General features: G+C 67.9%; 25 protein-coding genes. 5 read left to right on the forward strand and 20 right to left on the reverse strand.

Translation table 11 applies throughout. The annotated features are described in order from the left end of the window. Position 1: 1 nt before the first annotated feature. Genes ACLD02_RS03460 through dapF form a run of 4 tightly spaced genes read right to left on the reverse strand, consistent with a single transcriptional unit; the run spans position 2 to position 3,186 of the window. Positions 2–706 (reverse strand): HAD family hydrolase, encoded by a 705-nt coding sequence (locus ACLD02_RS03460; protein WP_410297945.1) that lies wholly within the window; start codon positions 704–706, stop codon positions 2–4. Between the two features lies 1 nt (position 707). Then, a complete protein-coding gene (gene xerC / locus ACLD02_RS03465) occupies positions 708–1,616 on the reverse strand; it encodes a tyrosine recombinase XerC (protein ID WP_203103419.1) in 909 nt (302 codons plus the stop codon). Positions 1,617–1,621: 5 nt separating this feature from the next. Then, positions 1,622–2,335: a DUF484 family protein gene (locus ACLD02_RS03470; RefSeq protein ID WP_203103417.1), complete on the reverse strand. Its 714-nt coding sequence runs from the start codon at positions 2,333–2,335 to the stop codon at positions 1,622–1,624. Further along, positions 2,332–3,186: a diaminopimelate epimerase gene (gene dapF / locus ACLD02_RS03475; protein WP_203103415.1), complete on the reverse strand. Its 855-nt coding sequence runs from the start codon at positions 3,184–3,186 to the stop codon at positions 2,332–2,334. Before dapF ends, ACLD02_RS03470 begins: the two co-directional genes overlap by 4 nt. 184 nt (positions 3,187–3,370) lie before the next feature. On the opposite strand from dapF, the gene ACLD02_RS03480 reads away from it, so the two are divergent. Next, on the forward strand, positions 3,371–4,201 hold the full coding sequence (locus tag ACLD02_RS03480; RefSeq protein ID WP_203103413.1) for a 23S rRNA (adenine(2030)-N(6))-methyltransferase RlmJ: 831 nt from the start codon (positions 3,371–3,373) through the stop codon (positions 4,199–4,201). 40 nt (positions 4,202–4,241) lie between these two features. Here the strand turns inward: ACLD02_RS03480 and ACLD02_RS03485 are convergent, their stop codons facing one another. Genes ACLD02_RS03485 through lptM form a run of 4 tightly spaced genes read right to left on the reverse strand, consistent with a single transcriptional unit; the run spans position 4,242 to position 7,735 of the window. Beyond that, positions 4,242–5,462 (reverse strand): glycosyl transferase, encoded by a 1,221-nt coding sequence (locus ACLD02_RS03485; RefSeq protein ID WP_203103411.1) that lies wholly within the window; start codon positions 5,460–5,462, stop codon positions 4,242–4,244. Beyond that, positions 5,459–6,295 (reverse strand): HAD-IIB family hydrolase, encoded by an 837-nt coding sequence (locus tag ACLD02_RS03490; protein WP_203103409.1) that lies wholly within the window; start codon positions 6,293–6,295, stop codon positions 5,459–5,461. Before ACLD02_RS03490 ends, ACLD02_RS03485 begins: the two co-directional genes overlap by 4 nt. A 16-nt stretch (positions 6,296–6,311) precedes the next feature. Then, the gene (lysA, locus tag ACLD02_RS03495) at positions 6,312–7,553 is read right to left on the reverse strand and encodes a diaminopimelate decarboxylase (RefSeq protein ID WP_203103406.1); all 1,242 of its coding nucleotides are present in this window, start codon (positions 7,551–7,553) and stop codon (positions 6,312–6,314) included. Next, positions 7,553–7,735: an LPS translocon maturation chaperone LptM gene (gene lptM / locus ACLD02_RS03500; RefSeq protein WP_410297946.1), complete on the reverse strand. Its 183-nt coding sequence runs from the start codon at positions 7,733–7,735 to the stop codon at positions 7,553–7,555. The genes lysA and lptM overlap by 1 nt, the downstream gene beginning before the upstream one ends. Before the next feature lie 203 nt (positions 7,736–7,938). Here lptM and ACLD02_RS03505 point away from each other — a divergent pair, with 203 nt between their 5' ends. The 3 genes from ACLD02_RS03505 to ACLD02_RS03515 all read left to right on the forward strand — a co-directional run bounded on the left by ACLD02_RS03505 (position 7,939) and on the right by ACLD02_RS03515 (position 11,910). Beyond that, positions 7,939–8,475: a sigma-70 family RNA polymerase sigma factor gene (locus tag ACLD02_RS03505; protein WP_203103404.1), complete on the forward strand. Its 537-nt coding sequence runs from the start codon at positions 7,939–7,941 to the stop codon at positions 8,473–8,475. Then, a complete protein-coding gene (locus ACLD02_RS03510) occupies positions 8,472–9,425 on the forward strand; it encodes a FecR family protein (protein WP_410297947.1) in 954 nt (317 codons plus the stop codon). Before ACLD02_RS03505 ends, ACLD02_RS03510 begins: the two co-directional genes overlap by 4 nt. 70 nt (positions 9,426–9,495) lie before the next feature. Continuing rightward, positions 9,496–11,910: a TonB-dependent siderophore receptor gene (locus ACLD02_RS03515; RefSeq protein ID WP_410297948.1), complete on the forward strand. Its 2,415-nt coding sequence runs from the start codon at positions 9,496–9,498 to the stop codon at positions 11,908–11,910. 3 nt (positions 11,911–11,913) lie between these two features. On the opposite strand, the gene ACLD02_RS03520 is transcribed toward ACLD02_RS03515, so the two are convergent. From ACLD02_RS03520 to yrfG, 11 genes are all read right to left on the reverse strand, one after another. Next, a complete protein-coding gene (locus tag ACLD02_RS03520; protein ID WP_410297949.1) occupies positions 11,914–12,489 on the reverse strand; it encodes an NnrU family protein in 576 nt (191 codons plus the stop codon). Positions 12,490–12,572: 83 nt separating this feature from the next. After that, positions 12,573–13,859 (reverse strand): glycerate kinase, encoded by a 1,287-nt coding sequence (locus ACLD02_RS03525; protein WP_410297950.1) that lies wholly within the window; start codon positions 13,857–13,859, stop codon positions 12,573–12,575. Positions 13,860–13,937: 78 nt separating this feature from the next. Beyond that, positions 13,938–15,074 (reverse strand): PQQ-dependent sugar dehydrogenase, encoded by a 1,137-nt coding sequence (locus tag ACLD02_RS03530; protein WP_410297951.1) that lies wholly within the window; start codon positions 15,072–15,074, stop codon positions 13,938–13,940. Between the two features lie 71 nt (positions 15,075–15,145). Further along, positions 15,146–15,805: a glutathione S-transferase family protein gene (locus ACLD02_RS03535; protein ID WP_410297952.1), complete on the reverse strand. Its 660-nt coding sequence runs from the start codon at positions 15,803–15,805 to the stop codon at positions 15,146–15,148. A 34-nt stretch (positions 15,806–15,839) separates the two neighbouring features. Next, complete coding sequence (locus ACLD02_RS03540) at positions 15,840–16,628, reverse strand: glucose 1-dehydrogenase (protein ID WP_410297953.1); 789 nt, start codon at positions 16,626–16,628, stop codon at positions 15,840–15,842. A gap of 102 nt (positions 16,629–16,730) precedes the next feature. Continuing rightward, positions 16,731–17,666: a YihY/virulence factor BrkB family protein gene (locus tag ACLD02_RS03545; RefSeq protein ID WP_410297954.1), complete on the reverse strand. Its 936-nt coding sequence runs from the start codon at positions 17,664–17,666 to the stop codon at positions 16,731–16,733. 36 nt (positions 17,667–17,702) lie between these two features. Then, positions 17,703–18,995: an NAD(P)/FAD-dependent oxidoreductase gene (locus ACLD02_RS03550; protein ID WP_203103388.1), complete on the reverse strand. Its 1,293-nt coding sequence runs from the start codon at positions 18,993–18,995 to the stop codon at positions 17,703–17,705. A 160-nt stretch (positions 18,996–19,155) separates the two neighbouring features. Continuing rightward, complete coding sequence (locus ACLD02_RS03555) at positions 19,156–20,700, reverse strand: phosphoenolpyruvate carboxykinase (RefSeq protein ID WP_203103386.1); 1,545 nt, start codon at positions 20,698–20,700, stop codon at positions 19,156–19,158. Between the two features lie 100 nt (positions 20,701–20,800). Continuing rightward, positions 20,801–21,676 (reverse strand): Hsp33 family molecular chaperone HslO, encoded by an 876-nt coding sequence (gene hslO / locus ACLD02_RS03560; protein ID WP_410297955.1) that lies wholly within the window; start codon positions 21,674–21,676, stop codon positions 20,801–20,803. After that, positions 21,673–22,068 carry an RNA-binding S4 domain-containing protein gene (locus ACLD02_RS03565; protein ID WP_203103382.1) on the reverse strand — a complete coding sequence of 132 codons (396 nt, stop codon included), beginning with the start codon at positions 22,066–22,068 and terminating at the stop codon, positions 21,673–21,675. The genes hslO and ACLD02_RS03565 overlap by 4 nt, the downstream gene beginning before the upstream one ends. Beyond that, positions 22,065–22,718: a GMP/IMP nucleotidase gene (yrfG, locus tag ACLD02_RS03570; RefSeq protein WP_410297956.1), complete on the reverse strand. Its 654-nt coding sequence runs from the start codon at positions 22,716–22,718 to the stop codon at positions 22,065–22,067. Before yrfG ends, ACLD02_RS03565 begins: the two co-directional genes overlap by 4 nt. A gap of 172 nt (positions 22,719–22,890) precedes the next feature. Between yrfG and ACLD02_RS03575 the strand changes: the two genes are divergently transcribed. After that, positions 22,891–24,330: an aminotransferase class I/II-fold pyridoxal phosphate-dependent enzyme gene (locus ACLD02_RS03575; protein WP_203103378.1), complete on the forward strand. Its 1,440-nt coding sequence runs from the start codon at positions 22,891–22,893 to the stop codon at positions 24,328–24,330. Here ACLD02_RS03575 and ACLD02_RS03580 read toward each other — a convergent pair. Continuing rightward, complete coding sequence (locus ACLD02_RS03580) at positions 24,327–26,531, reverse strand: hypothetical protein (RefSeq protein ID WP_203103376.1); 2,205 nt, start codon at positions 26,529–26,531, stop codon at positions 24,327–24,329. The two genes, ACLD02_RS03575 and ACLD02_RS03580, sit on opposite strands and share 4 nt — an antisense overlap. Positions 26,532–26,591 lie beyond the last annotated feature (60 nt).

A 26,591-nucleotide genomic window follows, 5' to 3' on the forward strand; every position in this document is an offset into this window, starting at 1 on the left:
ATCAGTTGTCCAGTAGCGGCAGCAGGTCGGTGAGTTCCCGCAGATGATGAATGTGATGGGCCGGCCGGTCCAGGTCCGCCGGCCAGTCCAGATCGATCAGGTTGGCCCACACCGCCTGAAAACCGTGCCGGCGGGCCGCATCCACATCCTCCAGCGGATGGTCGCCCACATGCAGGGCCTGGTCCGCTGATACTCCGGCGCTGCGCAGGGCGGCATGGAACATGTCCGGCTCCGGCTTGCGCCGGCCCACGCTTTCCGCGGAATGATGGAAGGCGAACAAGTCGTCGATGCCGACTCGCTTCAGATCCGAATTGCCGTTGCTGAGTGCCCCCAGGGCGTAGCTGTCCGCCAGGGTCTCGAGTACCTCAAGGGCGCCGGGGAAGAAGGTCACCTGGTTGCGCGCCTGGTGGAAAACCTGGAAAGCATCGGCGGCGATATGGCGGGCTTCCCGGTCGGCGAAGCCGGCGGCGATGAAGGCCTCGGCCATGGCGTCGCGGCGTAGCCGGGTGAGGTTGTTCAGGTAATCCGGGTGTTCACGCACCAGGCGGTCGCGTACCGCGCGGATGCGGCCAGCGGTGAGCGCCTCGGCGGCGTCCGGGTGGCGCTCGGCGATCCATTCGCTGGTGGCGCGCTCCGCCTGCCGGATCACCTCGTCCACCGGCCACAGGGTGTTGTCCAGGTCGAAGGTGATCAGTCGCAGCGCCATGTCAGGAATCCTCTTTTTCGTTCTTGCGTTGTGCCCGTGGGTGGGCGCCGTCGTACACCTTGGCCAGGTGCTGGAAGTCCAGGTGGGTATAGACCTGGGTGGTGCTCAGGTTGGCGTGGCCAAGCAATTCCTGGACGGCGCGCAGGTCACCGGAATTCTCCAGCACGTGGGTGGCGAACGAATGACGCAGCTTGTGTGGGTGCAGATGATCGCCCAGACCACGGGCACGGGCGGCGCGGCGCAGTCGCTGCTGCACGGCGGAGGGCGACAGGCGGCGACCGCGCTGGCTGACGAACAGAGCGCGCTCCTCCGGGTCGTGGGCCAGGCTGGGGCGCGCCTGGAGCCAGGCGCGCAGGGCCGCCAGGGCCGGCTTGCCCACCGGCAGTACCCGGGTCTTGTTGCCCTTGCCGGTGACCACCAGCTCCGCCGACCCGGCGGAAACGCTGTCCAGGTCCAGGCTGAGCAATTCCGCCAGCCGCAGGCCACAGCCATACAGCAGCTCCAGCATGGCCTGGTCGCGGCGCGCCAGGGGGCCGTCGCCGTCCGGGTGGTCGAGCAGGGCGCGGGTCTGGTCGGCGTCCAGGGCCTTGGGCAGGCGGCGTCCGCTTTTCGGGGCGCGCACGTCCAAAGCGGGATTGTCGGTGGCGCGCCGTTCGCGGATCAGCCAGGTGTAGAAGGTGCGCAGCGAGGACAGCAACCGCTGCAGGCTGCGCCCGCCCAGGCCGCGCCGGTGCAGGCGCGCCACCAGGGCGCGCACGTCGTGGGCGGTGACCGCCGCCCAGTCCAGATCCAGGGCTTCGGCGGCGGTGTTCAGGTCGCGGCGGTAGTGTTTGACGGTGTGCGGCGACAGCCGCCGCTCACTGGCCAGGTGGCGGACGAAGGCGTCGATGGCCGCCTGCCGGGAGTCCACGGCGGTCAGGCGCGTTGCGCGTGGCGGGCGGCGGCGGGGCCGCTCACTTCCACCAGCCGGCGGCTGAGCACCTGGCCGATGTGGGTGATGAACAGGGTGCCCAGGGAACTGCGGAAGTGCATGGCATCGGCGCTGCCAATGGCCAGCACGCCCAGGCGGCCATTATGCTCCAGGGGCACCACGGCGGCGGATTTGACCTGCTCCGCCCGGTCCTGGAACAGCGCTTCCAGCTCCGCCTGGCGCAGGATGCCGCACACCGCCTTGCCGGTGCGCAGCAGCGGGCCCAGGGCGCTGGGCAGGTCGTCCGGGTCCATGAATCGCACCTGTTTGCGCACCTCGCCAAGCAGCTTGGCTTCCCGGTCGTGGAGCAACAGGGACACGGTGTCGCAGCGGAATTCATCCTCCAGGCCGCGCAGCAACTGGCGCAGCAGCTTGTCGGTGCTGCGCGCTTCCAGCAGCGCCAGGGTCAGGCGGCGGGTGTGTTCGAACAGCAGGTCGTTTTCCCGGGCCACGTCGATCAGCCCGTTGAGCCGTTCGCGCAGTTCCTGATTGCGGTCGCGCAGGATCGAGGCCTGGCGTTCCAGCAGCGAAACCGCCGGCCCGCGCGGGTCCGGCAAACGCATCAGTTCGAGCAGGTCGGGCCGATCCTGGAAGAATTCCGGATGGCGGCGCAGAAAGGCGGCCACCTGATCGGCGCCGGGCAGGGTATCGTCGGTCATGCGGGAGCCTCCACGTCGATTTCGCCATCATAGACACGGCTGGCCGGGCCTGTCATCCGGATGCCACCCTGGCCGTCGTAATGCACCTGCAGGGTGCCGCCGGCCAGATGCACGGTGACGTCGTCGTCCAGCAGGCCTCGGCGCTGGCCACACACCACCGCGGCGCAGGCACCGGAGCCGCAGGCCAGGGTTTCGCCGGCGCCGCGCTCGAACACCCGCAGGCGGATCTCGTGGCGGTTGAGAATCTGCATGAAGCCGGCGTTAACCCGCTCCGGGAAGCGCTCGTGGCGCTCCAGCTCCGGGCCCAGGGTGGCCACCGGCGCGGTATCCACGTTTTCCACCAGCAGCACCACATGGGGGTTGCCCAGGCCCACGGCGGACACTTCATAGGCGTTCTGGCCGGCCACCAGGATATAGGTGTCCGCCTCGGCGTCGGCCTGGAACGGGATCGCCGCCGGCGCCCAGCGCGGCGCCCCCATGTCCACGGTCACCAGGCCGTCGTCGGTGACTTTCAGGGTCATCAGGCCCTCGGCGGTTTCCACCCGGATTTCGTGCTTGCGGGTCAGGCCCTGGTCGCGCACGAAGCGTGCGAAACAGCGCGCCCCGTTGCCGCACTGGCTCACCTCGGAGCCATCGCTGTTGAAGATCCGGTAGCGGAAGTCCACGCCCTCGTGGCGGGGCGGCTGTACCACCAGCAACTGATCGAAACCGACGCCGAAGTGACGGTCACCCAGGCGTCGCAAATCCGTCTCCGACAGCGGAGGGCCATCCTCGGGGAGGGGCTGCGACAGGCCGTCGACGACCATGAAGTCGTTGCCGAGGCCGTGCATTTTGGTAAAGCGAAGGCGCATGGGGGAACCCGTCGGGCTGTTTGTCTGGACGCACTATTGTACGGGCCGCTCGGGCGCGGGAACAGGGCGGGGAGAGGACCGGGGCAACGGAGAGGCCGGTCCGGCCGCGGCAACAGCAAAAGTCTATCGCGGCTGAAGCCGCTCCTACCTACAATGGGCGGCTCCCAACGCCGCGGATGCACCCATGCTCTCCTATCGCCACTCCTACCACGCCGGCAACTTCGCGGACGTGCTCAAGCATATGGTCCAGGTGGCGGTGCTCGATCACCTGCGCCTCAAGGACAAGCCGTTCGTGGTGCACGATACCCACGGCGGCGCCGGGCTGTACGCCGTGGACGACGCCCATATGCAGAAAACCGGGGAATACCGGGAAGGTATCGGTCGCCTTTGGGAGCAGCGCTTCGAGGCGCCGCTGATCAACCGCTACCTGAATGTGGTGGCCGGTTTCAGCCGCCCGGGAGCGCTTAGCCATTACCCCGGCTCGCCGGCGATCAGCGCCGCCCTGCTGCGCGAGCAGGACCGCCTGCAGGTCACCGAACTGCACGGCACCGATTTCGAACTGCTGGAAGCCCGTTTCCAGGACGACCGGCGCGTCCGCGTGGTCAAACAGGACGCCCTGGCCGGCATCAAGGCATTGCTGCCGCCGGCCCACAAACGGGGGCTGGTGCTGATCGACCCGTCCTATGAACTGGGCGGCGACGAGGCCGCCACCCTGGCGGCCGTGGAGGAGGGGCTGCGGCGCTTCAATACCGGTTGTTTCGCGATCTGGTACCCGCTGCTGGAGCGGCGCCGGGCGGACCGGTTCGCGGCGCGGCTCATGGCCCTGGCGCCCCAGCACCTGCGCGCGGAGTTGTGCGTGCTCCGCGACGGCGGCGCCCGGGGCATGACCGGCTCCGGCATGGTGGTACTCAACCCGCCCTGGACCCTGGGCGAGCAATTGCGGGCGGCTCTGCCGGTCCTGCACCGCACCCTCAGCCAGGGCGGCGGCGGCCAGCAGTTGGTCCTGTCTCAGTAGGAGCGGCCCGAGACGCGGCCCAGATGGAGAGACCAACCCTTCAAACGTCCCCGGCGTTGTCGAGCTCCACCGCCTCGTGAAGGCGATCCAACAGATCCGGGAAGGCCGCCTGCACCCGGTTCCAGCTGGGAATGAAGGGCTTGTCCCGGGGATGCTCGAGGAAGGCGTGGCCGGCCACCATCAGGTTGTCGGCGAACAGCTCCACCGCCTGCTCCTCGCTGTGCCGGTCGAGTTTAAGGCCGTTCATCAGGGCGTCGTTGTAGTAAGCCTCGATCAGGTCCAGAGCGATGCGGTAATAGGTTGCCTTGATGGTGCGGAAATCCTCCGCGTTAATCTGCACCCCCAGGGTCGCCAGTTTGCGGTACAGCGCCTTGGCGATGTCCAGGCTCATGCGGTTCAGGCCACCGGCCTGGTCGTCCTCGGACATCGGCTGGTGCTTGTGGTCATAGGCGTCGGCGATGTCCACCTGGCACAGCCGCTTGGTGGAGTAATTGCGGTGTACCTCGGAAAGCACGCCGATCTCCAGCCCCCAGTCGCTGGGAATACGGATGCTCTCCAGCAGGTCGGTGCGCATGGAGAACTCCCCGGACAGTGGATAGCGGTAGCTGTCCAGATACTCCAGGTAGGGCAGGTTGCCGTAGATCTTCTTCAGAGCGCGCAGCATCGGCGTCACCATCAGCCGCGCCACCCGGCCATTGAGCTTGCCGTCGGCGATGCGCGGGTAATAGCCCTTGCAGAACTCGTAGTTGAACTGGGGGTTGGCCACCGGGTAGATCAGCCGCGCCAGCAGGCCACGGTCGTAGGTGACGATGTCGCAGTCGTGCAGCGCCACCGCCTCGGTGCGCCGGGAAATCTGCGCGTAGCCGCCGCAATACCAGACATTGCGGCCCTTGCCCGGCTCCGAGGGCGCCAGGTCCTCGGTCTGAAGCTCCGCGTCCAGGGCGCGCAGGCGCGGGCCGTCGTTCCACAGGATGCGGTGGTGCTGGGGCAGGCGGGAAAAGAACTCGCGGGCGCGCAGGAACTGGTCCCGGTCGGCCCGGTCCAGGCCGATGATGATCTCGTTGAGGTAGGGCACCCGCGCCAGCTCATCGACGATATGGTTCAGTGCCGGCCCCTCCAGCTCCGAATACAGCGACGGCAGGATCAGCCCCATGGGCCGGCGCCGGGCGCAGCGCACCAGCTCCTGTTCCAGATCCTCCAGGGAACGCTGGTTCAGATTGTGGAAATTGGTGATCACGCCGTTCTGGTAGAAATCGCTCATCCGCCGTCCTCCAAGGAATTGCTCAACCAGTGGTCCAGCCCCTCCGCCCAGCCCCGGGGGCCGCTGTGCCGGGTGCGGTACAGATGCTCGTGGGGCACGGTTACCGGCAGCCCGTGGGCGCCTCGAATCAGCACCGCCCGGTCCGAGGCGGTGAGCAGGGGCACATCGTTGGGGCCGTCGCCCAGGCCCAGGGTGGCGGGCCGCACCCGGTGCAGGGCCCGGAAACGCTCGGCCAGCCAGCGCACCGCCCGGCCCTTGTCCACATGGCCCATGACGTGATGGAAGCGCCCTCCCCGGGTCACGGTCAGGCCGTCCCGTTGCAAGGCCATGCAAAAGCGCCGCCAACCCGGCTCATCGCCATCCCAGATCAGCGGCTGGCTGCCTTCCCGGCGGCGCGCCAGGGCCGCTTCCGAGGGCGACAGACCGGTCAGCTCGGCCACCTCCGCGTCATTCAGCTCCGACAGCAGGCGCACCGGCGCATCCTGTTCGGCGGCCAGCCGGTGCAGACGCCCGGCCAGGGAGGCGGCATCGTCGCCGGGGGTAAGCAGGGTAAGGTCATCGACGTCGGCGGGCGGATCGTCCGGGCGTCGCCAGGTGGTGGGCAGGCCGATCACGGCCCCGTTCTCGGCCACGAAGGGGGTGCCGGCGAGACCCAACTCCCGGCGCAGGGCGGTCAGTTCGGCGCGGGTCTTGCTGGTCACCGGGATTACCGCCGCGCCGGCGGCGGCCAGCCGTTCCAGCCAGGGCGCCGCCGGCGACCAGTCGTAGTCGTGGTGATCCAGCAGGGAGCCGTCCAGATCCGTGAACACCAGCAGCCGGCGGTCGAGGATCATGGCGGCGTCCCCGGCCTCAAGGGAGCAGGGTTTCCAGGCGCAACTGATCCTCGAGGGTCTCCCGAGCGCGCACCAGGAAGGCCTGATCGCCGTCCACCATGACTTCGGCGGGACGGTTGCGGCTGTTGTAGTTGCTGGCCATGGCGAAGCCGTAGGCGCCGGCGGAACGCACCGCCAGCAAATCGCCGGGCTCCAGGGCCAGGGCCCGATCCTTGCCCAGGAAGTCGCCGGTTTCGCACACCGGGCCCACGATGTCCCAGTCGCGGCAATCCGCCTCGTGGGGCGTTACCGGCACGATGTCCTGCCAGGCGGAGTACAGGCTTGGCCGGATCAGATCGTTCATGGCGCCGTCGACGATGGCGAAGTTACGGTGCTCGGTGGGCTTGAGGAACAGCACCTGGGTGATGAACAGCCCGGCGTTGGCGGCGATCGAGCGGCCCGGCTCGATGTGCACCGGCAGTTCGCCGGGGATGTGCTTGAGCAGCGCCGCCACATAGTCCGCCGCCGCCGGCGGGGTCTCGTCCCGGTAGGTCACGCCCAGGCCGCCGCCCAGATCCAGGTGGTGGATCTCGATGCCCAGGGCCTGCAGTTCGCCGAGCAACTTGAGCACGCGCTCCAGGGCATCCTCGAACGGGTCCAGCCGGGTCAACTGGCTGCCGATGTGGCAGTCGATGCCGCGCACCGTGATGTGCGGCAGTTCGGTGGCGCGCTGGTACAGCGCCGGTGCCTTCTGGATGTCGACGCCGAATTTGTTTTCCTTGAGCCCGGTGGAGATGTACGGATGGGTCTGGGCGTCCACGTCCGGATTGACGCGAATCGAGATCGGCGCGCGGGTGTCCAGCTCGCCGGCCACCAGATTGAGCAGTTCCAGCTCGGCGGCGGATTCCACGTTAAAGCAATGGATGCCGGCCTTCAGGGCAGCGGCCATTTCCTCGGCGGTCTTGCCGACCCCGGAAAACACGATCTTGTCCGGGTCGCCGCCGGCGCGCAGCACCCGCTCCAGCTCGCCGCCGGAGACGATGTCGAAGCCGGCGCCGCAGCGTGCCAGCACGTTGAGCACCGCCAGGTTGCTGTTCGCCTTTACCGCGTAGCAGATGCGGTGCGGATGGTCGCCGAAGGCCTCATCGAAGGCGTTGTAACGCTCCTCCAGCGCCGCCCGGGAATACAGATAAAGGGGCGTGTCAAAGCGTTCCGCCAGTTGTGCCACTGGCATTTCCTCGGCGAACAGCGTGCCGTCGCGATAGGAGAAAGGGTCCATCAGTTTTGTTCCGAGTCGTCGTCCTGTTTGCCGTCGGCGTCCTCATCGTCGGACGTGGCCGCGGGCGTGTCCTGGGCCGGTGGCGCCGCCCGGGCCGGCTCCTGGGGCGCGAAGTACAGCGGGCCTTTCTGGCCACAACCGGCCAGCAGCGCGGTGATCATCACTACACCGAATGCGCGCATCGAAAAACTCCGGGTTGAGCGATAAGGTCGGGGTCCGTGAACCCGGCAGTATAGCCGCTCTGGCGCGGCGTATCAGTGCCCCGGCCGTGAAAAAAGGTCGGAACCCGGCACGAAGCCGTCCGCTGGTTTGCCGTGAGAATGGTTATTATTTATATTGCCCGCTCTTTCCAATGGCAAAGGGCGAGGGGCCGCGCGGCATTCCTATGACCGACAGAGCGGAACGCAACCAAGCGCAAGCGAGCCTGCGGCGGGAACTGGGCGTGCTGTACGCCGACCACCACGGCTGGCTGTCCGGCTGGTTGCGGTCTCGGGTGGGCTGTTCCCACACCGCCGCCGATCTTGCCCAGGACACCTACTTGCGGGTGTTGGTGCGGGGCCGGTTGCCGGAGCCGCACCAGTCGCGCCGGCATCTGACCCGCATCGCCAAGGGGTTGATGATCGACCTGTTCCGCCGCCGGCGCATCGAGGCTGCCTACCTGGAGGCCCTGCGCGAGCTTCCCGAGCCGGAGGTGCCTTCCGAAGAGACCCGGGCCCAGGTAATCGAAACCCTGGTGGAAATCGACGCCCTGCTGCACCGCTTGCCGGACAAACCCCGCCGCGCCTTCCTGATGTCCCGTCTGGAAGGTTTGTCCTATGCCGTCATCGCCGAGCGCCTGGGGGTGTCCGTGTCCTCGGTGGAGAAGTACATCGCCCGGGGCCTGGAAGTGTGCCTGCGTGCCGCCCTGGAGCGCCGCCCGTGAGCGACGACCTCCTGGACCCGGCCCTGGTGCGCGAGGCAAGCCGCTGGCTGGCGCGCCTGGGCCGGGACGACGCCGACCACGGCGATCACGCCGCCTGCGACGCCTGGCGCCGGGCGGACCCCCGCCACGAGCGGGTCTGGCGGCACCTGCTGGAGCTGGACGGCGCCCTGCGTTCGGTACCGGCCCACGCTGCCCGTAGCGATCTGCTGGCCCGGCGCGCGCCCCTGACCCGGCGCCAGGTGCTGGGCCTGGGCGCGGCGGCGCTCACCCTTGGCGCCCTGGGCTATGGCGGTGCCCGCCAGGGCCTGTGGCAGCGACAATGGGCGGATCTGGCCACCGGCGTTGGCGAGGCCGCCACCCATACCCTGGCCGATGGCACCGTTCTGGTGCTCAACACCGATACCGCCCTGGACGTGGACTTCAACGACCGGGGGCGGGAAATTCGCCTGCACCGGGGGGAAGTGCTGGTGACCACCGGCCATGGCGATGCCCGGCCTTTCCGGGTGCGCACCCGGGACGGCGCGGTGCGGCCCCTGGGCACCCGTTTCACGGTACGCCGCACCGACCGGGACACCCGCGTGGCGGTGTACCAGGGGGCCGTGTCGCTGCGCGCCAGCGGCGAGGCCCGGCCGGTGCGTCTCGACGCGGGTCATGGCGCGGCCTTCCGCGCCGGCCGGGTGGGCACGCCGCGCCCGCTTACCGAGGAGGCGCCGGCCTGGCGGCGCGGGCAACTGGTGGCGGAGCGCATGACCGTGGCGGAATTCGCCGACGAGCTGGCCCGTTACCGCCACGGGCTGGTGCAGTACCAGCCCGAGGTGGCCGGCCTGCGGGTCACCGGTGTGTTTTCGCTCACCGACACGGACCGCGCGCTGGACGCGCTGGCCCGGGCTCTGCCGGTGCGGGTGCGCCACTACACGCCGTTGTGGATCCGCATCGAGAAAAAAGATTGAGGGATCGCCGCGTTCGTTCGGAAGACCAGTAGAAGACACTGAAATTCCGATGTGATCGAGAGGGGACCCCATGACCGTATTTTCGCGCCGCGCCGCCGGCTCCGCCGTGGCTGGCCTGCTGGGCGCCGCCACGCTGGTCGTCGTGCCGGCCCTGCTGGTGCCCGCCCCGGCTCGCGCCCAGGCGCCGGCGGCGGCACCCGCGCAAGACACCCGCCAGCGTTTCGACATTGCCGCCGGCGACCTGGACCGGGTGCTCAACCGCTTCGCCGTGGCCGCCGGCCTGGAACTGTCCATCGACGCCGGGCTCACCGCCGGTAAGGCCAGTCCCGGCTTGCGCGGTCGCTACAGCGCCCGGGAAGGGCTCGCTGAACTGCTTGCCGGCACCGGCTTGTACGCCGACTTCCAGGGGCCGCGCACGGTCACCGTGCATGCCTCCCGGACGCGTCGGCTGGCGCCGGTATCCGTGCGCGGCAGCGGGTTGGCCGCGGACCCGGGCCGCACCGAGGACAGCGGGGCCTATGCCGCCGAGGTGGTGACCATCGGCAAGAGCGCCCGCTCCCTGCGCGAAACGCCGCAGTCGGTATCGGTGGTCACCCGCCAGCAGCTCGACGAGCAGAATGCCCATACACTGGCCGAAGCCATGCGCTACGCCACCGGCATCACGGTGTCCGGCTACGGCACCGGTACCGACAACGTCTCGTCCCGGGGCTATGACTTCAACAGCTACCAGATCGATGGCATGCCGGTGGGCGCCGGGCAGGGCACCTGGAGCACCAGTTTCTTCGACATGGCGCTCTACGACCGCGTGGAAATCTGGCGCGGCCCCACCGGCTTGCTGGACGGCGCCGGCGACCCCGGCGGCACCCTGAACTTCGTGCGCAAGCGCGCCCGCCGCCAGTTCCAGGCCAGCGGCGCGTTGTCCGCCGGTTCCTGGGATGCCTACCGGGGCGAGCTGGACGTTACCGGCCCGCTTAGCGAGGGCGGTCGTCTGCGCGGCCGGGCGGTGGCGGTGTACGACGACCGCCAATCGTTCACCGATTACGTTTATTCGAAAAAGAAGGTGATCTACGGCACCCTGGCCTACGACCTCACGGACCGCACCACGCTGACCGCCGGCGCCGCCCACCAGAGCGGTGATTTCCGGCCCTTTTACGGGGTCTCGATCTATCCGGACGGGGAGCTCGCGCATCTGTCCCGCTCCACCTTCGTGGGCGCGGACTGGGGCTACAAGGACGACAGCATCACCAGCGTCTTCGCCGAGCTGGCCCACGCTCTGGACAACGGCGGCCGCGCCACGGTGAGCGCCCGCCGGCTGCGGCGTCGCGCCGACAGCAAACACCTGGGCTGGGGTGCCACGCCCATCGACCCCAACACCGGCCTGGTGGGCATGCTGCCGATCGCCATCGAAACCGAAGAGGTGGACACCGCCGTGGACGCCCACCTGAACCTGCCGTTCGCCGCTTTCGGTGGCCAGCACGAACTGCTGGTGGGCGCCAACTGGCGTCGCAACCGCCGGGACGTGGGCTACAACCTGTCCAGTTACGGCCAGGGCATCATCTACCAGGACATCTTCAACCCGGACGTGCATGTCCCGGAGCCGGATCTGGCGGTGGAAAACAGCACCGAAGCCACCACCGAGCAGTCGGCGCTCTATGGTCAGGTGCGCCTGCGGCCCCTGGACAACACCACCGTACTGTTGGGCGGGCAGCTGGCCTGGTGGAACACCGAGGACCGGCTCAACGACCAGGCGGAGCAAAGCCGGCCCCGGGAGTTCGTGCCTTACGCCGGCATCGTCCAGGATCTGACCCGGCGGCTCTCGGCCTACGCCAGCTACAGCACCATCTTCGCGCCGCAGACCACCCGTGATAGCAACGACGACATCCTGGAACCTCGCGAGGGCCGCCAGTACGAGATCGGCCTCAAGGCCGAAGGGCTGACGCGGCGCATTACCGCCCAGGCGGCGCTGTTCCGTATCGAGGACCGCAACCGCTCAATGACCGATCCGGCGGCGCCTCCGGGAACCGGCTACGCCATCGCCGCCGGCGAGGTGGTCAGCGAGGGCGGCGAACTGGAGATCAGCGGTGAGCTGCTGCCGCGCTGGAATCTGAAGGCCGGCTACACCTACACCGACACCGAGTACCAGGAAGGGGGCGAGGGCGTGTTCAACAGTCAGGTGCCACGCCACGCTTTCAGCCTGTGGACCCGTTATCGTTTCGCGCCGGGGTCCCTGGATGGCCTGTCCGTGGGTGGCGGGGTGCGCTCGCAGAGCCAGATCTGGTATGAGACCCAGGGCATCCGCGCTACCCAGGAGCACTTCACCGTGACCACCCTTCAGGCGGGCTACCGTTACGCGCCGGGCTCCGAGGTCACTCTTACCGTGGACAACGTCTTCGACGAGTACTATTACTCGCGCCTGGGTGGCACCCGGCAGACCTATTTCGGCGCGCCGCGCAGCGTGACACTGAGCCTGCGCCACGCCTTCTGAGCGTCAGGCGCCGGGCATCACCGGCACGCCGATCAGCCAGGCGTGCAGCACGCCGGCGAACAGGCCGTACAACACCAGGCCCAGCACCACGGTGATCAGGGTGGCGGCGCCCCGGCCGCCGCCACCGGCGGCCGGCTCCCGGCGCCGGGCGGCGCGGAACGCCAGGATCGCCCAGACCAGGAAGGCCACGAACAGGATGATGTCGCCGAGCCGGCCATTGGCCAGCAGGTGGGCCAGGGCCCACACCTTCACCGCCAGCAGCATGGGGTGGCCGAGACGGGCCTTGAGGGCATTGCCGGGCACATAGGCGGCCACCAGCAGGATCATCGCCGGAATCATCAGCAACAGGGTGAGGTGGCGAAGGGCGGTGGGTGGCTGCCATACCCACACCGGGTCCAGCCGGGTCTGGCCGTAGCCCCAGATCACCAGCACCAGCCCGATCAGGGCCACCACGGAGTACAGGCCTTTCCAGGCCATCGGACCCATTCGCTGGATGCGTGCCTGGCGCCAGGGCTCGGCGACGATGCGAATCGAGTGCACGCCGAGGAACACGACGAGTCCCAGAATCATTATGGCCATGACCGGCTTCCTTATATCGGTGGCTGAGTCTCCGGCGAGCATAGCCGACCGGCGCCGGGCCGGTCACTGACCCGGGCGCCTGCTCAGGTGATCAGGATGGCGCGGAAGTCGTTCACGTTGGTGCCGGTGGGGCCGCTGTCCAGGCTGTCGCCGAGGGCCTGGAAAAACCCGTGGCCGTCGTTGTCATCCAGGGCGGCGCGGGCATCCAGGCCGCGTTCGGCGGCGCGGTCCAGGGTGTCCGGCGTCCACCAGGCGCCGGCCAGTTCGGCGCCGCCGTCGACGCCGTCGGTGTCGGCGAACAGGGCGTGCACGTTGGGAGCGGGACCGAGCGCCAGGCCAAAGCCCAGAAGCCCTTCCACATTGCGCCCGCCCACGCCCTGGCCGCGCACCGTCACCGTGGTCTCGCCGCCACTCAGCAATACGCAGGGCGCCGCCACCGGCTGGCCGTGGCGGCGTGCCTGGCCGGCGATGCCAGCCAGCACCCGGCCCAGTTCCCGGGCTTCGCCTTCCAGGCCGTCGCCGAGAATCAAAGGCGTGACGCCGGCGGCCCGGGCGGCCTGGGCGGCGGCCTCCAGGGCGGTCTGGGCGCTGGCCGCCAGGGTTACCGTGTTGCCGGCCAGGCGTTCATCGTCCGGTTTCACGGTTTCGCTGTCCGGCTGCTCCAGGTGGGCGCGCACCGACGGCGGCGTGTCGATGTGGTAACGACGCAGAATGGCCAGCGCGTCCTGGCGCCGGGTGGGATCGGCCACGGTGGGCCCGGAGGCAATGTCCCAGGGGGCATCGCCGGGCACGTCGGAGATCAGCAGGCTGTGCACCGGGGCCGGGTGGCAGGCGGCGGCCAGGCGACCGCCCTTGATCGCCGACAGATGCCGCCGAACGGTGTTCATCTCGGAGATGGTGGCGCCGCTGCGCAACAGTGCCCGGCTGAGAGCCTGTTTGTCGGCCAGGGTCAGGCCGGGGGCGGGCAACGGCAGCAGGGAAGAGCCGCCGCCGGAGATCAGGGCGATCACACGGTCCTCGGCGGTGAGGCCTTCGGCCAGCGCCAGCATGCGCCGGGCGGCCTGTTCGCCGGCGGCATCCGGCACCGGGTGGGCGGCTTCCACCACTTCGATGTGGCGGGTCGGCACCGCCTGGCCGTGGCGGGTCACCACCAGGCCCTCGAGACACGCCGGGTCGCCGGGCCAGTGTTGCTCCAGCACCGCGGCCATGTGCGCCGCCGCCTTGCCGGCGCCCAGCACCAGGGTACGCCCTGGCGCGGGCCCGGGCAGGCGCGGCGGCAGGCAGTGTTCGGGAAGAGACGCCGTCACGGCGGCATGGAACAGGGATTCGAGAAAAGCACGGGGATTCTTCATCCCCACAGCTTCGATCATTGTGACTCGCGACGGAAGACCACTCTGAAACGGTTGCTCATATTGATGACACCGGTCACATGGCCCGGACTATTTGGGCTAGCCGTCCAGCGGCGGATTCAGGCGCAGCAGGGCGCCGTCCGGACTGTCGGTTAGCAGGTAGAGGTGCCCGTCCGGGCCCTGGCGGACATCGCGGATGCGTTCGCCCCGTTTGTTCAGGTAGCGCAGTTCCGCCACCGCCTCGGTGCCATTGAAGCGCACCCGGTTCAGGTGGGTGAGTTTGAGCGCGCCGGACAGCACGTCGCCGCGCCAGTCCGGGTAGCGCTCGCTGGTGACGAAGGCCAGGCCCGAGGGAGCGATGGAGGGCACCCAGTAGTGCAGAGGCTGGGCGTAGCCTTCCTTCTTTTCCTCACCGATAGTGGGGCCATAGTATTCCTTGCCGTAGGTAATCACCGGCCAGCCGTAGTTGACGCCGGCTTCCACCCGGTTGATCTCGTCGCCGCCACGGGGGCCATGCTCATTGAGCCAGGGCTCGCCGGTGTCCGGGTGCAGCGCCAGGCCCTGGGGGTTGCGGTGGCCCCAGCTCCAGATTTCCGGCCGGGCGTTGGCGTCGCCGACCAGCGGATTGTCCTCGGGTACCCGGCCGTCGTCGTGCAACCGCAGCACGCTGCCGCCATGCTCGCTGTTGTCCTGGGCGCGCTCGCGCTGGCCCCGGTCGCCGATGGTGAGAAACAGGTAGCCGTCGTCGTCGATGACCATGCGCCCGCCAAAGTGCTTGGCGGTGTCGGTGCAGGCGCTTTCCGCCACGAACAGATTCTCGAAGTCGACCAGTTCACCGTCGTGGTACACGCCCCGGCCCACCGCGGTGGTGGCGCCGCCGTCGCCGCAGGCCTTGGCGTAGCTCAGGTAAACCAGCCGATTGTTCTGGAAATCCGGATGGGGCAGCACGTCGAACAGGCCGCCCTGGCCCTTGGCCACCACCGCCGGCACACCGGTGACGGGCTTGTCCCGCAATTCACCCTGGACCACCCGGCGCAGGGTACCGCCGCGTTCGCTGATCAGCCATTCGCTGTCGGACAGAAACGCCAGCGACCAGGGATGGGCCAGCCCTTCCACCACCGGCGTCGCGGTGAGGTCGGTGCGTTCCTGGGGCGTCAACGGGGCGTCGGCTCCGGCGCAGCCGGCCATCAGGGCGGCGAACAGGACCAGGGCGGAGTGAGAAAGACGGGGCGGCATGGCGGGCTCCGGTGCTGGGGGAGACGGCCATTGAGCATGCCATGTCGCCGAGGCGCCGTGAAGGCGGTGGTTTATTTGCCGCCGCGAGCGTATTTGAGGAACTTCGCCATGGCGGCGTCGCGTTCGGCGGCCACCTGCTTGGCGCTGTCGCGCTGGTTGAGGCGCTGGAGCAGGTCGGCGCTGCCTGGCGCTTCGGCAAGCAGGTCCAGGCCGAACAGCTTGCCGGCCACCGCCTGGGCCAGGTCGGCGCTGTACAGGAACAGAGCGTCGGCGGCGCTGAGCAGGTCACCGGCCAGGTAGGGTGAGAAGTCCGCCACCCGGTTCAGGGCGCGAATGCCCTTGAGCAGGGCCTCGCGGGTCTGTTCCTTGGTTTCGTCGCTGACCTGGCCGCCGAAGAACACTTCCGGATAGCAGCGGCGGGCGGGTAACTCGATGTACAGTTCCACCAGCTTGGCCAGCTCCTTGACCCGGGCGCGCTGGACCGGGTCCGCCGGATAGAAGGCCGGGCCGTCGGTGGTATCGTCCAGGTATTCCAGGATCACACTGGTTTCGCACAGGTGACCCTGGTCGGTTTCCAGCACTGGCACCTTGCCCATGGGGCTGACGGCCAGCACGGCATCGTCCTGGGTGGGGTAGAGGGTGACCTGCTCAAAGGGCACGCCCTTTTCCAGCAGGACGAATTTCACCATGTTCACATAGTTGCTGGCGTCGAAGCCGTGCAGTTTCAGCATCCGGTTTCTCCCGAAAAAATAAAGGTAGGTTGGATCAAAGCGCGGTCAGGCCGCCGTCCACCGCCAGTTGATGGCCGGTGACGAAGGACGAAGCGCCGGACAGCAGCCAGCGCACCGCCTCGGCCACTTCGCCGGCTTCGCCGACCCGCCCGAGGGGATGCATGGCGGCGTGGAACTGGCGCTGTTTTTCCTCGCTGGCGTAGCCGGCCCGGGCCGCCTGCTCGATGGCGCGCTCCATCATGGCGGTGCGAATGATGCCCGGGCAGACGGTGTTCACGCGGATACCCTGGCGGGCGTACTCGGCGGCCACGCTCTTGGTCATGCCCACCACGGCGTGTTTGCTGCCGGCGTAGGCGGCCTTGCGTGGTGCGCCCACCAGCCCGGCCACGGAGGCGGTGTTGACGATACTGCCGCCGCCGTCGGCGGCCATGGCGGCGGTCTGGTGCTTCATGCACAGCCACACGCCCTTGACGTTAATGGCCATGATCCGGTCGAACAGGGCCTCGTCCACCTCCGCCACCTTGTGGTTTTCTTCCTCGATGCCGGCGTTGTTGAAGGCGCCGTCCAGGCCGCCGTAGGCGTCCACGGTGGCGTTCACGAGAGCCGCCACCTGATTGTCCCGGGTCACGTCCACCCGCTGGGCGCGGGCTTCGCCGCCACCGGCGCGGATCGCCCGGGCGGTGGCTTCGGCGGCGTCGGCGTCGATGTCGCCGAGCATCAGGCGGGCACCCTCGGCGGCCAGCCGTTCGGCGGTGACCCGGCCGATGCCCGAGCCCGCTCCGGTAATCACGATGGCCTTGCCGGCCAGTCCTTGATCGCCCATGGCGCTTTTCTCCGTTGTTATCGAATACCTACTGTAGCGGATTGGCGACACGGTCCGGCATTGTCAAAAGCGCCAAGAAAGTAGTGACAGGCGCCTCGCGCCTCAGGCCGGCGGTTTCGCCGGCCCGTCGTCGGACGGGGTCTCGGTGAAGTGGCGGTAAACGCGTACCGCGCTGGCGCTGGGGCGTACCGATACGCCCCGGGCCTCGGTGTGGGCGCGGGTGATGGCGGCGCCGAACAACAGGATCAGCGACGAGTAGTAGACCCACAGCAACAGCAGCACCAGGGAACCAGCGGCGCCGTAGGTGGAAGCGGTGGCGGTGTGTGACAGATAAAAGGCGATCAGGAAGCGCCCCAGGATGAACAGCAAGGCGGTGATCAAGGCGCCCAGGCGCACGTCTCGCCAGCGCAGCACCGCGTCCGGCAGTACCTTGAAGATGGTGGCGAACAACAGGGTGATCACCGCCACGGAGACCAGGCTTTCCAGGCCCACCGCCAGGCCGGCGGGGATCGGCAGCCAGTCCCGGGCGAACACCATCACGCTTTGCACCAGCACGCTGAGAAACAGCGATACCAGCAACACGAAGCCGATGGACAGCACCACCGTGAGTGACATCAAGCGGCTCTTGAGCAGCGCCAGGATGGTGTTGCGCGATGGCCGCGGCGCCAGGTCCCAGATGGTGTTGAGCGAGCGCTGCATCTGGCCGAACACCGTGGTGGCGCCCACCAGCATGGCGCCAAGACCGACCAGGGTTGGCACGATGCCGCTGCTGTCCAGGCGGCTGCGTTCCACCGCCTCGCGTACGGTCTGGGCCGCTTCCGGGCCAACGGTGTCGTTCAGTTGCGTCATGATCTGGGCCATGGCGGCGTCGGTGCTCATCACCAGGCTGATCACCTGTACCGCCAGGATCACCACCGGGGCGATGGAAAACAGAGTGAAGAACGCCAGCGCGCCGGCGTGGCTGATGGCGTTGGCGTCCATCCAGAAGCGCAACGCCTGGCGAAATACACCAACCCAGTCACGCACCGCTGCTTTCATCGCCGCTCTCCGTTGGCCGGTCCGTCGCGGGGGCGGTCAGTGCAGTTTCAGGCGTGGGCGCACCAGTTTGCTGAAGCGGCCGGCGGCCAGCAGCAGCAGGGTGCGCGGCCAGCCGTACAGCGCCGCCTGGTGCATGCGGTACAGGCCCACGTACATGATGCGCGCCAGCCAGCCCTCGACGAAGAAGTTGCCTCCTTTCAGGTTGCCCATCAGCATGCCCACGGAGCTGTAATTGGACAGTGACACCAGGGAGCCGTGGTCGCGGTATTCGAACGGCTTGGCGTCCCGGTTCATCAGCACGCGCTGCAGGTTCTTGGCGGTGTGATGAGCCATTTGCTGGGCGGACTGGGCCCGGGGTGGAATCGGCTTCTCGGCGCCTTCCGGTTTCAGGAAGGCGCAGTCGCCGATCACGAACACCCGCTCGTTGCCCTTGGCCTGCAGTGTGGGTTCCACTTCGATCTGATTGATCTTGTTGACCTGGAAACCGTCCAGCTTGCCAAGAAATTCCGGTGCCTTGACGCCGGCCGCCCAGACCATCAGGTCCGCCGCCAGGGTTTCGCCATCCTTGGTGATCAGGGCGTGCTCGTTGGCTTCGGCCACCATGACGCTGGTGCGCACGGTCACGCCCAGGGCTTCCAGGCGGGTTTGCGCGGCGGCGGAGACTCGCTCGGACAGCGCCGGAAGAATGCGTGGCATGGCTTCCACCAGGGTCACGTTGAGCTGCTTGCGATCCAGGTGCTCGTGGCCGTAGAGCTTGAGCATCGCCACCGCGTGGTGAATTTCCGCCGCCAGTTCGACGCCGGTGGCGCCGCCACCGACGATCGCCACGGACACCGGGTCGTTGCGGTAGTTGGCCTGCAGGCAGGTGTTCATGAAGCGTTCGCGGAAGCGTTCCGCCTGGGCGCGGGTGTCCATGAACAGGCAGTGTTCGCGCACGCCGGGGGTGCCGAAATCGTTGCTCTGGCTACCCACGGCGATCACCAGGTAGTCGTAATCCAGTTCCCGCTCGGGCAGCACCTGCTCGCCGTCGGCGTCGGTGATCGGCGCCAGCACCAGGGTGCGCCGTTCCTTGTCCACCCGGGTCAGGGTACCCGGCTCGAAGCGGTAGTGATTGAGGCGTGCGTGGGCGCGGTAGTCCACCGCGTCCAGGTCCGCGTCGATGGCGCCGGTGGCCACCTCGTGAAAACGCGGCTTCCAGACATGGATGCTGCTGGTGTCCACGAGGGTGATGTCGGCACGGCCGTACTTGCCGAGCTTGCGGCCCAGCTGAGTGACCAGTGGCAGGCCGCCGGCGCCGCCGCCGACCACGACAATCTTGGGTTTGCTCATCAATGGACTCCTTGCGTCACGGCGGCCAGTCTAACGCCGTGGGGGAAAGGCGTGAAATTGTCCGTTGGGACTGTTTTTCGACTTTTGACCCATGGGTCAAAGGGCCATGAACGAAAAAGCCCGCCGGTTGGCGGGCTTTTTCAGCGGCGGAGCCGGCGGCTCAGGCCTTCGGCCCGGCGTTATGGATCTCGTCGGAGACGTCCGCGTACTTCTCGGCGAAGTTGGCCTCGAACTGGCGGGCCAGATCGCGGGCACTGGCCTCGTAGTTCTCCGGGTTGGCCCAGGTGGCCTTGGGCTGGAGCAGTTTGTCGTCCACGCCGGGCACGCTTTTGGGCACGTCCAGGTTGATGATGTCCAGGTGCTCGGTTTCCGCCTCGTCCAGCTCACCGCTGAGGATGGCATCGATCACGCCGCGGGTGGTGGGGATGCTGAAACGCTCGCCTTCACCGTAGGGGCCGCCGGTCCAGCCGGTGTTGACCAGGTAGACCTTGGAGCCGAATTCCTTGACCCGCTTGATCAGCAGCTCGGCGTATTCGCCGGCGCGGCGCGGGAAGAAGGGGGCGCCGAAGCAGGTGGAGAAGGTGCTCTTGATGCCCTTGCCGGCGCCCACCTCGGTGGAACCCACCAGGGCGGTGTAGCCGCTCAGGAAGTGGTAGGCGGCGCCTTCGTGGGTGAGCCGTGATACCGGCGGCAGCACTCCGGTCAGGTCACAGGTCAGGAAGATCACGTGCTTGGGTTCGCCGGCGTGGTTCTCGATCACGCGCTTTTCCACGTTTTCCAGCGGATAGGCGGCGCGGGTGTTCTCGGTCAACGACACATCGTTGTAGTCCGGCACCCGGGTTTCCTCGTTGAGGATCACGTTTTCCAGCACCGCGCCGAAGCGGATCGCGTCCCAGATGATCGGCTCGTTCTTCTGGCTCAGGTCGATGCACTTGGCGTAGCAGCCGCCTTCGATGTTGAACACCACGTCCTTGCCCCAGCCGTGCTCGTCGTCACCGATCAGGTAACGGGCCGGGTCGGCGGACAGGGTGGTCTTGCCGGTACCGGACAGGCCGAAGAACAGGGCCACGTCGCCGTTCTCGCCGACGTTGGCGGAGCAGTGCATTGGCAGCACGTCTTTTTCCGGCAGCAGGAAATTCTGCGCCGAGAACATGGCCTTCTTCATCTCCCCGGCGTAGCGCATGCCGGCGATCAGGATCTTGCGCTGGGCGAAGTTGAAGATCACGCAGCCGTCGGAGTTGGTGCCGTCGCGCTCCGGGTCGCACTGAAAGTTCACCGCGTGCAGGATCTGCCATTCTTCCTTGGCGCGCGGGTTGTACTTGTCCGGGCGGATGAACAGGGTGTTGGCGAACAGATTGTGCCAGGCGGTCTGGGCGGTGACCTTGACCGGCAGGTAATGGTCGGCGTCGGCGCCCACATGCAGGTGGGAGACGAAGGTGTCGTCCTCGGCGGCGAAGGCCGCGACCCGATCCCACAGCGCGTCGAACTTGTCCGCCTCGAACGGGCGGTTGATGGGGCCCCAGTGAATGTGCTCACTGGTGCTGGGCTCATCGACGATGAAGCGGTCCATGGGGGAACGGCCGGTACGGTGGCCGGTTTCCACCACCAGGGCGCCGCTATCGGAGAGGCGACCCTCGTTGCGCTGAATGGCCAGCTCAACGAGCTGTGCCGGGCTGAGATCGTTATAGGTCATAGGATTGGTCATGGTTCTTCCTGGGCTTTCCGCCTGGCTACGCTGACAGGCGCGCGATTATGACAGAAAAGCGGCCCGCTGGCGACGCCGCCCCGGGCCCGTGCCGCCGGGGTTATCGGGTTTCCGCTTCGCGGACCAGTTCGGCCAGATCCACGGCGTCGAAGTGCTCCCGGGAAAGGCAGAAATCGCAGGTCAGGGTGGCTTCGCCATCTTCCTCGAGAAGCTGGCGAAGCTCGGCGGCGCCCAGCGACAGCAGGGCGTCGCGGGTGCGTTCCCGGGAGCAGGTGCAGCCGAAACGCAGCCCCTGTGGCGTGGGCAGCCGGGGTGGGGTTTCATGGAACAGCCGGCGCAATACCGTCTCGGTATCCAGGTCCAGCAGCTCCTCCATGGTCAGGGTATCCGCCAGGGTCTCCAGGTGCCGCCAGTGTTCGGCGTTGTGCTCATTGCCGGCGGCGCGGTCCGGCAGGCGCTGCAGAAGCATGCCCGCCGCCCGGCCATTGCCGGCGGCCAGCCACAGTCGCGTGGGCAATTGTTCGGACTGCTGGAAGTAACCTTCCAGGCAGCGTGCCAGGGTGTCGCCCTCCAGGGGCACGATGCCCTGGTACTGGCGGCCCCGGGCCGGGGTGATGGTGATCACCATGGTGCCGTCGCCGATCAGATCGGTGACCGTGGCCGGGCAGTCGGCGGCCCGCTCGTCGTGGCGGGCCAGGGCGCGTAGCTGGCCGTCATGGGTGCACTCGGCGAGCAGCAGGGACACCGGGCCACGGCCCTGGGCCTGCAGGCTCAGCCGGCCCTCGAACTTGAGGGTGCCGGTGAGCAGCGCCACGGCGGCCACCGCCTCGCCCACCAGCCCCTGTACGACCATGGGATAGTCATGGGCGCCGAGCACCTCGGCCAGGCTGCGCTCCAGGCGCACCAGCTCGCCACGGATATCGGAATCGGGAAACAGGAAGCGTTGCTTTTGGTCGGCTGCCGGGTTGTCGGTCACAGTTCACCTTCATGGTCACGTCGGAAGCGCGCCAGGTCGCGGCGCTCCTTCTTGCTTGGTTTGTGGTCGGGGATCGGGGCGGCCAGGCGCGCGAGGCGGCGGCGCTCGGCGCCCTGCTCGCGCAGGGCGATGCTGTCCTCGGTCTCCCGGTACAATTGCTGGGCGGCGCTGGCCGGGCCGCGCTTGTTGCTCAGGCCCTCCACCACCACCGTCCATTGGATGTCGCCCTTGCGGATGGTAAGCACGCTGCCCGGCTGCACTGCCTTGCTGGGCTTGGCCTTGGCGCCATCCACTTGCACCTTGCCGCCCTCGATGGCCTGCTTGGCCTGCCCCCGGGTCTTGAAGAAGCGGGCCGCCCACAGCCAGGAATCGACGCGGGTGCCGTCGCTCATGGCAGCACCCGCAGGAAGTCGTCGATGGCCGGGAACGGGTCGGTGTCGGCCCGCGCCGGCAGGCTGGAGTCCGGCTGCCGGATGCTGGCCAGATGGCCCAGGCCGTACAGTCGCCCGGAGTGCAGCACCGGCAGGGAATCGTCCACCAGCAGGGCCCGTTCCGGGTCGAACGGGTGGGCGTCGCGCAGCCGGTGCCAGAAATCCTGGGCTTCCTTGGGGTGCCCGTAATCGTGGCTGGACACCAGCGCATCGAAATAGCGGTCGATACCGGTGCGCGCCAGCTTCAGCTCCAGGGCCTGGCGGTGGGCGTTGGTGACCATGATCACGCGTCGCGGGCTGTCCGCCAGGGCCGCCAGGAACGCTTCGGCGCCGGGGCGCACGCTGATGCGGTGGGCCGCCGCGCGTTTCAGGTCGGCGATGTTCAGGTTCAGCTCGCGGGTCCAGAAATCCAGACAGTACCAGTTAAGGGTGCCCAGATGGCTGGCGATCCAGTCGTGCAGGATGCGCTCCGCCTCCGGGTAGTCCAGGCCGCGGCTGAGTGCGTACTGCTCGGGCACGTGGCACTGCCAGAACCAGTTGTCGAAGGCCAGGTCCAGCAGGGTGCCGTCCATGTCCAGCAGCACGGTGTCGATGTCGGTCCAGTCGATCATTGCCTCGCCTGCGTCGGGGGCGGTGGATCGCGGCTTCAGCCGCGATCCACCGAGGGCGCACAGTATGCAATATAGGGGCGGTCGCCGAAATACAAAGGCCCCGGGCGCGGTTACAAACCGGGCTGGGTAGGGCAGAATGATGTCATTCCGATAACAACAACAGGTGTCGCCGGTGATCGACGACCGGTTCCTCTACGAACGTATCAGCCGCCGTCTGCTTGAGCAGATTGGTGCCGGGTCCTTCGCCGTGGGGCAGAAACTGCCTTCGGTGCGGCGCATGAGCGCCCTGTTCAAGGTCAGCGTCAATACCGTGATGCAGAGCTACCGCCAGCTCGAGGCGGAGGGCTACCTGGATATCCGCCCCCAATCCGGCGTTTATGTGCGCAGCTCCGATGTCCTCGACATCCCGGAACCGGACGGTTCCCGCTACCCGCTGCTGCCGGTGGAAGTGTCGCTCAGCGAGCAGGTGCTGCATTACATGGAGCTGCACGCGGACCCGGCCATGGTACGGCTGGGCATCGCCCTGCCGGGCCCTGAGGTGCTGCCGGTGGACCGGGTGATGGCCACCATCCGTGATGTCACCCGCCACCATGCTCTGGACGCCTGGGACTACATGCACCCCAACGGCTGTCCCCTGTTTACCCACCATCTGGCGCGCCGCAGCCTGTCCTACGAGGTGCCGGTCACCGCCGAGGACATCATCGTCACCAGCGGCGCCATGGAGGCGCTGTCCCTGGCGTTGCGCAGCGTCAGCCGGCCGGGTGATACCGTGGTGGTGGAATCGCCCACCTACTACGGCGCCCTGCTGCTGCTGGAAACCCACCAGCGCAAGGTGGTGGAGGTGCCCACTCATCCACGCCAGGGCATCAGCCTCAGTGCCCTGGAACAGGTGTTCCGGCGCGGTGGCGTGGCCGCCTGCCTGGTGTCCACCAATGCCCAGAATCCACTCGGCTTCACCATGAGCCTGGAACGCAAGGCGGCCCTGGTGGCGCTCTCCGAACGCTACCAGGTGCCGCTGATCGAGAACGACGTTTGGGGCGATACCGTTTACCGGGAGCAGGCGCCGCCGGCCAAGGCGTTCGATCGCAGCGGGCTGGTGCTCTATTGCAGCAGCTTTTCCAAGAGTCTGATGCCGGGCCTGCGCATCGGCTGGGCGGCGGCGGGCCGGTTCCAGAAGCGCTTCCGGGAACTCAAGCAACTGAGCACCATTACGTCCACCTCGATCTCGCAGATCGTCATGGGGCGGCTACTGGAAAGCGGCTTCTACGCTCAGCATCTGCGCGAACTGCGCGGCCATCTGCAACAACAGGTGGACGCCATGGCCCGGGAGGTGCGCCGCTGTTTCCCGCCCGGCACCCGGCTGACCCGACCCACCGGTGGCTGCGTGCTGTGGGTGCGCCTGCCCGGCCGGGTGGACACCCGGGCCCTGTTCCAGCGCGCCGCCGCCCGTGGCATCCATGTGTTCCCCGGCGGCGTCTTTTCCCTGGATGGCAAGCACGCCGATTATCTGCGCCTCAACGCCGGCAGCCCGGTCACCGCTCAGGTGCGCCGGGCCTTGTGCTGGCTGGGGGAAACCGCCGCCGAGCTGGCGGCGGAGAACAAGCGGCGCTAGTCGCGGCTGAGGCCGGTGTAGTCGTCGCTGTAGCAGGGCGTGTTCCCGCACACATCCACCACCGCGCCGAACGATTTCAGGAATTCCGACTTTTGCAGCCGGGCGCTGACCGTGTTGCGCGGCGATTCGTGGGGGTCCTCGCCGGCTACCGGACCGGTGTTGGTGAGCGGCGCGAAGGGCGTGCCGTGGCCGCTGAGCGGGTCATGGTCGCCGCTGTCCCAGACCATCAGGGCATGGCCGTGGTAGGGGTATTGCTCGATGCGGTCGATGTCCACATAGGGGTTGGCGTCCGGATGCTCGCCGAGGCGGGCGGTGGGCTCGTGCATGGCGGCGCCGATGGTGCGGGCCATGATTTCCGCGCTCCATTCCGTGACCAGGTGATCGCCCAGGGCCGGATGCAGCAGCACCCGCTTGCCGGTGGGGGTGCCGGGCAGGTAGCGACCGGCCAGGTGGCTCAGATAGCCGTTGTTCTCGGCCCGGTCCCAGAGCATTTGCATCAGGCCCAACGTAAGGCTGCGGTCCAGTTCATTGGGATAGGCCTGATAGAGAATCACCCCGAAACGTTCCGCGAAGGGGCCATAGCGGCGTAGCAGCAGGCTGTAATTGCTGCCCGGCACGCCCAGTACGCCGCGCTGGATATTGGGCGCGGTGGCCACCAGCGCGCCACCCAGGATGCCGCCCTGGCTATTGCCATCGTAGAACACCTCGGTGGGGTCGTAGATCAGGGTATCGTCTGGTCCATGGTGGAAGGCCGGATGAGAGGCAAAGCCGTCCGGGTGCCGCAGCAGTTCGGCCAGGAACATGGCGTTGAGCAGGCCCTGCTGACTGCGGTCAAGCTGGTTGGGCAGCTGCGACAGGTCCGCCAGAAGGCGGTGGATCACCCCGGCCAGGAAATCCTCCTGGGCCATGCCGATCCAGTCGGTGGCGCAGAACAGAATGTTGTGCTCGGTCTGCATGGCGCGCACGTTGCCGGAGCGGAACTCACCGCCGGGCCCTTCGCCGAACAGACCATGGCCATAGAGCGCCGCCCGCGCCGGCGTCACCGGGCTGTTGGGATCGTCGAAGTCGGCCACCGCGGTGTCCGGTACCTGGCAGCGGAAGCGCGCGGTGACGGTATCGTCGCCGTTGAACCGGGTGGGCAGGGCATCCGGGTCGGTGTTGTCGTCATAGTGGAAACGGGAGCCGGGCACGCCGCCGGCCTGGTTCAGGAAGTTGGGCACCTGGAAGGTTCCGCTGATGCCCCTGCTCAAACCGGAGCGCGGGCTGCCCTGGATGCTCTCGCCCACCTCGTCCACGGTGAACGACGGCGCGCCGCCGCCCAGGCTGGCGAAGGCCTGGTCGCGGATGTGCAGCAGCCGTTCGGTGAGGCTCTTCTGGCTGGCCACGGTAAAGGACCAGGCCTGCACCAGCCCGTCCCGCTCGATGCCATGGCTTTCCAGGGTGGTGAACAGGGTGTTCATGGCGTCCCGCCGGGCCTCCAGCACCGGCTGGCCGGTATCCAACCCGTCCCGGTAAGCCCTGAACAGGGGCGTCGCCGCGATGGCCTGGCCCTGGCTGTCCACCAGATTGCGCAGTACCACCAGATAGGTGCGTCCTTCGATCAGGTTTTTCGCCGGGCGGATGATCAGTGCCCGACCCTCGTCGCTGCTGGCATTGGCGTCCAGTTCCGCCCAGATCAGTTGCCGCTCGCCGGTTTCAGCGTCCAGCACCAGGATCGGCGCGTCCGGATTCCTGGCCTCGGACAGATCCCCGATGCCCACCGCGCCGCTGGCGGCCAGGTCCACATCCGCCACCCGCGTCTGAATCATGGCCCCCGGCGAAAAGCCGTCGTTACGGTTCCACTCGGTGGGGTCGATGGGCGTGGCCTCGGTGGTCTCCACGCCGGTGGGCGCGTAGGGGTTGGCGGCAATGGACACGGGCTGGGCCACCGGCATTGCCTGGGGCTGGAAATTCACCCGTCGGCCGGTGGGCGTGGTGCTGTCGGCGCGGGTAAAGAAGTCGTTGGGGAACGGGTACAGGCAACGGTCGGTAACGGTCAGATCGCAGTATTCGGCGGTGTTCAGATCCAGGCCGGAGAGGTCCACCCCGGGGGCGGGTTCCGCCCCGCCGGAGGAGCTTGAGCCGCCGCAGCCGGACAGCAGGATGAATACGCAGGCGGCGCCGGTGGCCAGGGCCGCGCCGGGGAATCGGAGCAAGGGCATGGTTGGGTCTCCCGAAATTTATTTGTTGTTGTGTGCTGATTATTGGGCCACTCAACCGCT

Source organism: Alloalcanivorax sp. C16-2 (genome assembly GCF_046507615.1).
Lineage (GTDB): Bacteria > Pseudomonadota > Gammaproteobacteria > Pseudomonadales > Alcanivoracaceae > Alloalcanivorax > Alloalcanivorax marinus_A.

Coding starts and splice junctions, on each gene's coding strand:
- ACLD02_RS03490 (WP_203103409.1), bottom strand. CDS start 6,295: ATGATCCTCGACCGCCGGCTGCTGGTGTTCACGGATCTGGACGGCTCC.
- ACLD02_RS03545 (WP_410297954.1), bottom strand. CDS start 17,666: ATGAAAGCAGCGGTGCGTGACTGGGTTGGTGTATTTCGCCAGGCGTTG.
- ACLD02_RS03520 (WP_410297949.1), bottom strand. CDS start 12,489: ATGGCCATAATGATTCTGGGACTCGTCGTGTTCCTCGGCGTGCACTCG.
- ACLD02_RS03515 (WP_410297948.1), top strand. CDS start 9,496: ATGACCGTATTTTCGCGCCGCGCCGCCGGCTCCGCCGTGGCTGGCCTG.
- ACLD02_RS03460 (WP_410297945.1), bottom strand. CDS start 706: ATGGCGCTGCGACTGATCACCTTCGACCTGGACAACACCCTGTGGCCG.
- ACLD02_RS03540 (WP_410297953.1), bottom strand. CDS start 16,628: ATGGGCGATCAAGGACTGGCCGGCAAGGCCATCGTGATTACCGGAGCG.
- dapF (WP_203103415.1), bottom strand. CDS start 3,186: ATGCGCCTTCGCTTTACCAAAATGCACGGCCTCGGCAACGACTTCATG.
- ACLD02_RS03505 (WP_203103404.1), top strand. CDS start 7,939: ATGACCGACAGAGCGGAACGCAACCAAGCGCAAGCGAGCCTGCGGCGG.
- yrfG (WP_410297956.1), bottom strand. CDS start 22,718: ATGATCGACTGGACCGACATCGACACCGTGCTGCTGGACATGGACGGC.
- ACLD02_RS03535 (WP_410297952.1), bottom strand. CDS start 15,805: ATGCTGAAACTGCACGGCTTCGACGCCAGCAACTATGTGAACATGGTG.
- ACLD02_RS03580 (WP_203103376.1), bottom strand. CDS start 26,531: ATGCCCTTGCTCCGATTCCCCGGCGCGGCCCTGGCCACCGGCGCCGCC.
- ACLD02_RS03530 (WP_410297951.1), bottom strand. CDS start 15,074: ATGCCGCCCCGTCTTTCTCACTCCGCCCTGGTCCTGTTCGCCGCCCTG.
- ACLD02_RS03555 (WP_203103386.1), bottom strand. CDS start 20,700: ATGACCAATCCTATGACCTATAACGATCTCAGCCCGGCACAGCTCGTT.
- ACLD02_RS03525 (WP_410297950.1), bottom strand. CDS start 13,859: ATGATCGAAGCTGTGGGGATGAAGAATCCCCGTGCTTTTCTCGAATCC.
- lysA (WP_203103406.1), bottom strand. CDS start 7,553: ATGGACCCTTTCTCCTATCGCGACGGCACGCTGTTCGCCGAGGAAATG.
- ACLD02_RS03565 (WP_203103382.1), bottom strand. CDS start 22,068: ATGAGCGACGGCACCCGCGTCGATTCCTGGCTGTGGGCGGCCCGCTTC.
- ACLD02_RS03480 (WP_203103413.1), top strand. CDS start 3,371: ATGCTCTCCTATCGCCACTCCTACCACGCCGGCAACTTCGCGGACGTG.
- ACLD02_RS03550 (WP_203103388.1), bottom strand. CDS start 18,995: ATGAGCAAACCCAAGATTGTCGTGGTCGGCGGCGGCGCCGGCGGCCTG.
- ACLD02_RS03470 (WP_203103417.1), bottom strand. CDS start 2,335: ATGACCGACGATACCCTGCCCGGCGCCGATCAGGTGGCCGCCTTTCTG.
- ACLD02_RS03485 (WP_203103411.1), bottom strand. CDS start 5,462: ATGAGCGATTTCTACCAGAACGGCGTGATCACCAATTTCCACAATCTG.
- lptM (WP_410297946.1), bottom strand. CDS start 7,735: ATGCGCGCATTCGGTGTAGTGATGATCACCGCGCTGCTGGCCGGTTGT.